At 32.0% G+C, this 7,776-nt stretch carries 6 protein-coding genes and 1 pseudogene; 1 reads left to right on the top strand and 6 read right to left on the bottom strand.

From position 1 onward, the window contains the following. The 5 genes and pseudogenes from ACKI44_RS07010 to ACKI44_RS06990 form a co-directional block, all read right to left on the bottom strand. Positions 1 to 2,178 (bottom strand): annotated as a pseudogene (locus tag ACKI44_RS07010) (hypothetical protein); the annotation flags it as partial. Positions 2,179 to 2,257: 79 nt separating this feature from the next. Further along, entirely contained in the window at positions 2,258 to 3,082 is an 825-nt protein-coding gene (locus ACKI44_RS07005; RefSeq protein WP_407422887.1) for a hypothetical protein, read from the bottom strand. 318 nt (positions 3,083 to 3,400) lie between these two features. Continuing rightward, entirely contained in the window at positions 3,401 to 3,934 is a 534-nt protein-coding gene (locus ACKI44_RS07000) for a nitroreductase (protein ID WP_407422885.1), read from the bottom strand. Further along, a complete protein-coding gene (locus ACKI44_RS06995; protein ID WP_407422883.1) occupies positions 3,931 to 4,359 on the bottom strand; it encodes a MarR family winged helix-turn-helix transcriptional regulator in 429 nt (142 codons plus the stop codon). Before ACKI44_RS06995 ends, ACKI44_RS07000 begins: the two co-directional genes overlap by 4 nt. Then, the gene (locus ACKI44_RS06990) at positions 4,337 to 5,713 is read right to left on the bottom strand and encodes an MATE family efflux transporter (RefSeq protein WP_407422881.1); all 1,377 of its coding nucleotides are present in this window, start codon (positions 5,711 to 5,713) and stop codon (positions 4,337 to 4,339) included. The genes ACKI44_RS06995 and ACKI44_RS06990 overlap by 23 nt, the downstream gene beginning before the upstream one ends. Before the next feature lie 99 nt (positions 5,714 to 5,812). On the opposite strand from ACKI44_RS06990, the gene purD reads away from it, so the two are divergent. Beyond that, positions 5,813 to 7,123 carry a phosphoribosylamine--glycine ligase gene (gene purD, locus ACKI44_RS06985; protein WP_407422879.1) on the top strand — a complete coding sequence of 437 codons (1,311 nt, stop codon included), beginning with the start codon at positions 5,813 to 5,815 and terminating at the stop codon, positions 7,121 to 7,123. Between the two features lie 211 nt (positions 7,124 to 7,334). Here purD and ACKI44_RS06980 read toward each other — a convergent pair. Continuing rightward, positions 7,335 to 7,776, bottom strand: a 442-nt coding sequence (locus tag ACKI44_RS06980; protein WP_407422877.1) for a hypothetical protein, incomplete at its 5' end; no start/stop codon positions are given.

The raw sequence follows: 7,776 nt of genomic DNA, 5'->3' as shown, positions 1-7,776 counted from the left end.
AGTGAAACTATCATAAATCAAACCTTCAGGCATATCCTCTTCAACAAAGACATTACCCAAAGCAACCTCACCAGTATTAGTAACAGTAATCAAGAACAAAGTCTGCTCCCCAACCAAAACACTAGGAGTCAAACTAACCTTTGTAACTTCCATTCCTGCTTTATTAACGACTTCAGTAGTATTATTAGTAGTTTTATCCCCAGTTTTATCAGATTTTGCAACGACAACATTAGTAAAGTTACCTGGCATTATTGTGTTAAATGTCACATTAAAGCTTGCTGTCATTCCTTGTTTTAATGTAGGATTAAAAATCCATGCATTTTTTCCATTTACCGTAGTTGGAGTCCATAAACCACCAGTACTGGCTGAATCAAAAATTAAACCATCATGAGATTGTTCAATAACAGTAACTTGATTTAAATCAACGTTTCCTATATTTTTGACTACAATTGAAAATGTAGTTTGTTCACCGACATTAACTGTTTTATTTAAAGTTAATTTTTGAACGGACAAACAAGGAATCTCATTGATTTTACCCATATTTGTAATAGTAAAATAGAAGAGATTTTGACGGCCATTAGCGGATAAAATTGTATAGAAATCATATCTTAATGTAGTGCCATCATTTAAACGTTTATTTGCATTGACTGTTGGAACTCTAAATCCTGTATCATACAATCTAACAGTACTCTGAACCAATGGATCATTGGAGTTTCTAAAGTCCTCCTCTGTAAAAATCCAAATTTGATTATTTAAATTTTTAGCAATATTAGAATTTTTATTATCAATGTTATTATATACTAAAATTTTTAAGTATTCACCAACATTTTCTCCAGTTTTTGTGTTTCTAATTAAATCAGTTGATGGCGTATGATATCCATATGAAGTTGGAGACGAATGTTTTTCAATACAATAAGCATAATCCCCATTAGAAAGTTGAATTCTACCTACAGAACTTGCAGAAATATCATTTTCTACTTTTGAAATATTGTAGTAATAGTAACTGCCCTCAATATATGATTGAACAACAGTTAATTTTCCAAGAACCGCCATATTCAAACCTAAAACAGCGAAATTGTTAACACCGGTTACATTATTTATGGTACCGCTAGTTGCAAAAATACCTCCTCCAGAATAAGCACTGTTATTCTCAATAATGGAATTGGATATTGTACCGAAGTTAATATTTACCCCACCACCATAATTAGCGGTGTTATTTATTATAATACAGTTGTCAATTACAGAAGACCCGTCTTTTGCTTCTTCAATAATTGCTCCACCACCATAATGTGCATGGTTTTTGAAAAATTTTGAATATGAAACTTTACTGTTTTTTCCTGCAAGGAGTACTGCTCCTCCCATATATGCAGTGTTACCTATAAATGTTGATTTGATTATTTCTGTATTTGTTCTTTGAGGGTTCTCATCAGAAACATATACTGCACCACCAAGAGTGCCTGCTGTATTATTAATAAATACTACATTATCTACTGTACCTTTATTACCAAACCATGAAACAGCTCCTCCACGAGCATCTGCATGATTATAAGTTAATCGAGAGTTTTTTAAAGTACCATAAGCTCCATTCCAGAATATGGCTCCACCACCATATCTTCCAGCATCATTAATATTATTAGAAACTGAGTTTGAAATATTACAATTATCTATAACACAATTAGAACCTGCCACATAAATAGCTCCCCCACCATAAGAATTAGTATTACCATTAATAATGTTAATATTTTGTAAAGTAACACCAGATCCTGTAATGGAAAATGCTCTTGCAGAATTTTTAGCATCAATTGTGTAACCATTTCCATCGATTACTAAATTATTTTTAGTAATTTTGATACCATCAGTTGAAAATCCGGAATTATATGTATAATTTCTATCCAAAATTATTGTTCCTGATTCTCTATTTATACGATTTTCTAAGTCATTGAACGTTCCCTCACTAGCTGAAAGAGTATCCTCATGTGATAATCCTAAAATTTCATCATTTGATGAAGAAGACCTCACATCATAACTTGAAGTATATGATACTTCATTAACACTTGGTTCAACGACACTTAATGAAAGGGGTTCGGCTGCAATCTCATCGCTTGCACAAACGGCACCTAGTGTCAATACCAAAGTAAGAAATAATATTAATCCATATAAAAACGATTTTTTGTTCATATAACCACCATTTTTAGAAAATTTTCCTTTAACAGATATCACCCGATATGTAAATTAATTTTAAAGTATACAAAATTAATTAAACTCTAAAAGAATATACCTCATTCATTCGATTGTTAAAAACTGAAAAAAAGCTATATACACACTCGTTAAAATAAAAATTTTTGAATAAATATTCGGTAGATGTAGAAAGATTTTGAAAAAAAGACATGGAATTAAATATTAAGATTAAATTTGAATAAAAAACATGTGTGGATAAATTATTCGCCAGGCCTACAATTGAATTATCAATAGAAAATGCTGCATTGGTATTTAATTTATCGCTACATTGAATAATATCTTCATTAACAGCATGAGTCAGAACATAACAATAATCATTATAAAATGCAAGAACATCATGTGTTATTATATTAAATTCTTTATATTCATAAAATTTAAATATACAGCGACTAAAATCTTTTGTTTTAAAAATAGCATCAAGTTTCATACAGATAAAAACTTCATAGTTATTTAAGAAATTATTAAAAATATGAAAAGACACATAAGCCGTATTATTTAAACTGTAACCAAAATGATCACTCAATGTATGATTCAAAATATCTTCAATATAAGTATAATTATATTGGTTGAAATTTTCAACTTCTTCAACTTCGAAAGATTCATAAGTTTTTATTATATTTGAGTCATTATGCCCCTGATAATTTGAATCTTCAAAAATAATTTCAGAATTATCAATATCATCAACAGCTAATGATATTCCATCTATTTTTGTAACTTCAACGATTTCATTGACATCATCATTAATTTCAATATCTGCAGTTTTTTCAATATCAAATGCATACGCTGCATTGATTATGAATAATGCCAATATAAGAAATATAATGAATTTTTTTATTTCGACCATAAAATCACCAAAGTTTTAATATCTATATATAAAATTTTTTTCAAACAAGCTATTAGCATTATAATTAATAACTTAAAAGTGTATTAATTTTCATCATATATAAAGATATACATTTAAACTATTATTTTTTTAAAAATTAATCATTATATATCTATTTGATATTTATTTATCAGATTGTATAGAATTTTTTTAAAAAATGAGTGCTTTCCAATTATAACCAAGTTATACTGACACTTATCTAAAATAACACGAGTTATATAGAAAATGTCTAAAAAAAAATAAAAAACAATAGAAGAAAAATCTATTGTATACAAAAAATTAATCGACAAAATGAATATAATCTTCTTTTCTAGGTAGAGGTTCAGGAGCTTCCATGTCCGGATAACCTAAAACTACATGACCGATTCCCTCATAGCTTTCAGGAATTCCCCATTCTTTTAATAATTCTTTACCTTTTTCGGATGAAAATTCCTCTCTTGCACGGTGTATCCAGCAGGACCCGACACCAACGGCATGAGCTGCATTAACCAATACACACAATACGCTAGCACCATCTTCAACATATGTTGGCATTTCACTGTCTGCAAGTACAATCAAAAGGGTTTTAGCTCCATATAACGGATCCATATCTTCCGGCACGTCAACAGGGAAAAAACCCCTATTCCAGTCGGAAAACTCTTTAATGGTATCCGGATTTTGAATTACTACAATTTTAGGAGATTGTGCTCCACGTCCGGTTGGCGCATAAGTTCCCGCTTCCAAAATTGTTTTTAAATCTTCATCTGATATCTGTTCATCCTTGAATTTACGAATACTTCTTCTAGATTTTAAATCTTCAATAGTTTGATTCATATTAATGCCTCACTAATTTTTTTAAGCGTATTTTTAAAATTAATATACTCTTCATTTCCAATTATTTCTTTAATCTTTTCATCCCACTTTTCATCATAATCCATGACTTTTTGTGCAGTATTCTTACCTTTATCCGTGATAACAATTTTTTTAGTTCTCTTATCCTGAGTGCGTGTAATAAAGCCCTTTTCCTCTAATTTTTTAAGGTTTCTTGTTATAGTACTTTCATTTAAATGAAAACATTGTGCTAATTCCTCTTGAATAATACCATCATTTCTATATATCTTAATTAAAAGTGGATAAAGGCCATAAGTTAAATTTTCGTCCTTTACCTTTTCATTTAAAAATTTTGCATGTTCCCTATAAATTATAGAAACAAAAGGAACCGTAGGAATATTGCTATCAAGCCGCACTTTCATTTTCATTACTCCCTATTAATCTATTAATATATAATTCGATGCATGCGTAACATATCAAGGAACCTATACCACCACCTAAAAGCATTCCACAATAGATTCCAAATTCTCCCATGTTAAAGACAAATCCTAAAAGATATGCAAAGATAAGTACTAGAATAAATTCCCTAAATGTAGTTAATACAAAAGAAATTGTCCCTTTACCGACACCCTGGAATACATTACCTGCACTTGCCCCAAATGGAACATACAATATGAACAGACACATTATCTGCAGGAAACTGCCAATTAACGGTTCCAACTGAGCACTGTTTTCAGAATATGAAAAGATAAATGCAATTTGATTTGCAAAGACATTCAATATTATGCATACAATAATTGATGCTATTAATGCAACCTTTACGGCATAACGTGCAGTGACCCTTAAATTTCCGTATTTTTTAGCACCGAATGCTACACCTGCAACAGAAATTGCTGCAGTTCCAACACCTATTGCCGGAAGCATTCCAATATTGATTATTCTCCAGCCTGCAGTATATACAGCAACTGCTACAGGTCCTGAAACGATTGTAAGCATGAAATTAACGAATATTGTCAAGACGGATAAAACTAATTGCTCCAGGCTTGCCGGAATACCTACAACCAAAATATCCTTATACATTCCAAAGTCATTGGTGAAATCCTCCAAGCTGTATGAGAGATAGGTGTCTTTTTTTACATAAATCCAATAAAACATTAAAAGCAGACTTATAAATGGTCCCATAGCGGTTGCCCAAGCAGCTCCAGCTATTCCCATGTTTAAAGTGTAAATGAATATTGGATCTAAAATCATGTTGATAATAGCTGCCAGAGCGATTGGAAGTGTAGCTCTTTTAATGTCTCCTTCAGCCCTGAATGCTCCCCCAACAATTGGCGGCATTAAAAGTGCAAATGTCCAAGCAAATACTATAAAACCATAATCCATCGCATAGCTCAATACACTTGATGCTCCCATCATGACAAGCAATGGCTCCATAAATACTAAGAAAATGACAGAAATAACAATTGAAACTATAACACTTAAAATTAAGTTGTGTATTGCTGCATTGTTAGCTGAAGCTCTATTCTCCGCTCCGATAAATCTTGAAATTAGTGAATTACCACCGGCACCAATCCCATTTCCAAATCCAACGATAATCATGAATAATGGTGTGATGTATCCAAGTGCTGCTAAAGGCTCTGCACCCAGTCCTGCTACCCAGATACTGTCAATGATATTATTTGCAAAAATTAAAAACATACTGGCAATAATTGGTAATGATAATTTATTTATTGCTTTTTTAGGGTCTCCTGTAATCATTTCAATATTTGAATTTTTTTCCATTTTATACCTCTCTTGCATATGCAACAGTACACTTGTATATGCAAGTGTTAGTATTTAAATATTTCTAACAATAAAGTTTATAATAAGGAGAATCTTATTATGAAAGTCTTAGTCGTTGGAACAGGTGCTCGTGAACATGCCATAGCTGATGCTTTAAAAGATGATGTTGAGTTATACTGTTATATGAGTAAAGTAAATCCAGGAATGAGTAAAATAGCTGAATTTGAACAAGGTAGTGAAGGCGAAGTTGAAAAAGTAGCCGAATATGCTAAAAATAACAACATTGACATTGCATTTATTGGTCCTGAAGCTCCCCTTGAAAAAGGAATAGTTGATGAACTTGAAAAAAATGGAATCAAATGTGTTGGACCTTGCAAAAGTGCAGCAAGAATTGAAACCGATAAATCATTCATGAGAAAGTTATTTGAAGATTATGATATTGACGGATCATTAATTTACAGAGTATTTGATAATTACGATGATTTAAGTGCATTTCTAGATGATTTTGACCAGGATGTTGTAGTTAAGCCTGTAGGATTGACAGGTGGAAAAGGAGTTAAAATTGTTGGAGACCATTTAAAAGACAATAACGAAGCAAAAAAATACTCAAAAGAAGTTATTGATAATGCAATGGGCGGATTTGCACAGGTTATAATTGAAGAAAGAGCACTTGGAGAAGAATTTACCATTCAGGCATTCTGTGACGGTGAACACATTGCTCCAATGCCTGCCGCTCAAGACCATCCTCATGCATTTGAAGGAGATGTCGGTGCAATTACCGGTGGAATGGGATCATACTCTGATGCAAACGGATTATTACCATTCTTATCCCAGGAAGATTATGATAAAGCAGTTAAAATAATGGAAGATACTGTTAAAGCTATTGCAAAAGAAGCTGAACCATACAAAGGTATCTTATACGGTCAATTCATGTTAACTGCTGACGGTCCACGTGTAATTGAATACAATGCAAGATTTGGTGATCCTGAAGCTATGAATGTATTGCCTTTACTTAAAACCCCGTTAATTGATGTCTGTCAGGCAATTGTTGACGGCACATTAGACAAAGTAGAATTTGAGGATAAGGCAAGCGTATGTAAATACATTGTACCTGACGGATATCCGGAAACCGAACATGCCGGCGAAATCATCGAAGTGGATGAAAAAGCCATTGAAGATATGGGTGCAAAAGTATTTTATGCAGCAGTTGGACTTGAAGATGATGGAATTCATTTATCCGGTTCAAGAGCTTTAGGTATCGTTGCAAGCGGTGAAACAATTTCTGAAGCAGAAGAAATAGCTGAAAAAGCATGTGAATATGTTAAAGGTAATGTTTACCACAGAAGCGATGTAGGAACCAAAGCACTGGTCGATAAACGTGTTGCACACATGAAAGAAATTTTAAACTAAATTTCTTTTATCTTATTTTTTTACAATAATCTAACCATCATTTTAATTGAATTAATGATTAATTATTTTATCATTAAGAAGATAACTATCAAAATTTTTAATTGTGTAATTAATATAATAAAAGTAGTATTTTAAATAAGATATTTTGAAATGTATTATCTACATGTTGAAAATAAAAAAGAGAGGGAAATTGAATTTCCCTAATTAATGTTTAATCTCTACGTCTTAAAACACCAATTCCAACAGCAAGTAAAGCAAGTAAAACCATTATTAATGGGTTACCGGTTGCAGGAAGAACATCACTGGATTCTTTTTGTGGAGTTTCAGGACCAGCTGTATTGTTATTCTTTACAGGAGCTTCAGTAGTCACATTAGTAGGTTTATCTTCTACAGGAGTAGGTTCTTCTGGAGTAACAGGCTCTTCAGGAACAACAGGAGTAGGTTCTTCTGGAGTAACAGGCTCTTCAGGAGCTGGTTTGTCAATTACAGTAGTGACATTGTTAGCAGTTTTTTCTTGAGTTTTATCACTGGAAGCTGAAACAACATTGGTAAAGGTTCCAACCTTATTGGTGTTAAATACTACAAATAGGCTTAAATATTCACCTGCATATAATGGAGTGTTTAAAGTCCATGATAAATCATTGTTTTTAGTC

Source organism: Methanobrevibacter sp. (assembly GCF_045646205.1).
In the GTDB taxonomy this organism is placed as follows: domain Archaea; phylum Methanobacteriota; class Methanobacteria; order Methanobacteriales; family Methanobacteriaceae; genus Methanocatella.
This window is presented reverse-complemented; position numbering and strand designations above follow the sequence as displayed.

Excerpts from the sequence above, each read along its gene's own strand:
- ACKI44_RS06995 (WP_407422883.1), bottom strand. The coding sequence starts at position 4,359 with ATGAAAATGAAAGTGCGGCTTGATAGCAATATTCCTACGGTTCCTTTT.
- purD (WP_407422879.1), top strand. The coding sequence starts at position 5,813 with ATGAAAGTCTTAGTCGTTGGAACAGGTGCTCGTGAACATGCCATAGCT.
- ACKI44_RS07000 (WP_407422885.1), bottom strand. The coding sequence starts at position 3,934 with ATGAATCAAACTATTGAAGATTTAAAATCTAGAAGAAGTATTCGTAAA.
- ACKI44_RS07005 (WP_407422887.1), bottom strand. The coding sequence starts at position 3,082 with ATGGTCGAAATAAAAAAATTCATTATATTTCTTATATTGGCATTATTC.
- ACKI44_RS06990 (WP_407422881.1), bottom strand. The coding sequence starts at position 5,713 with ATGGAAAAAAATTCAAATATTGAAATGATTACAGGAGACCCTAAAAAA.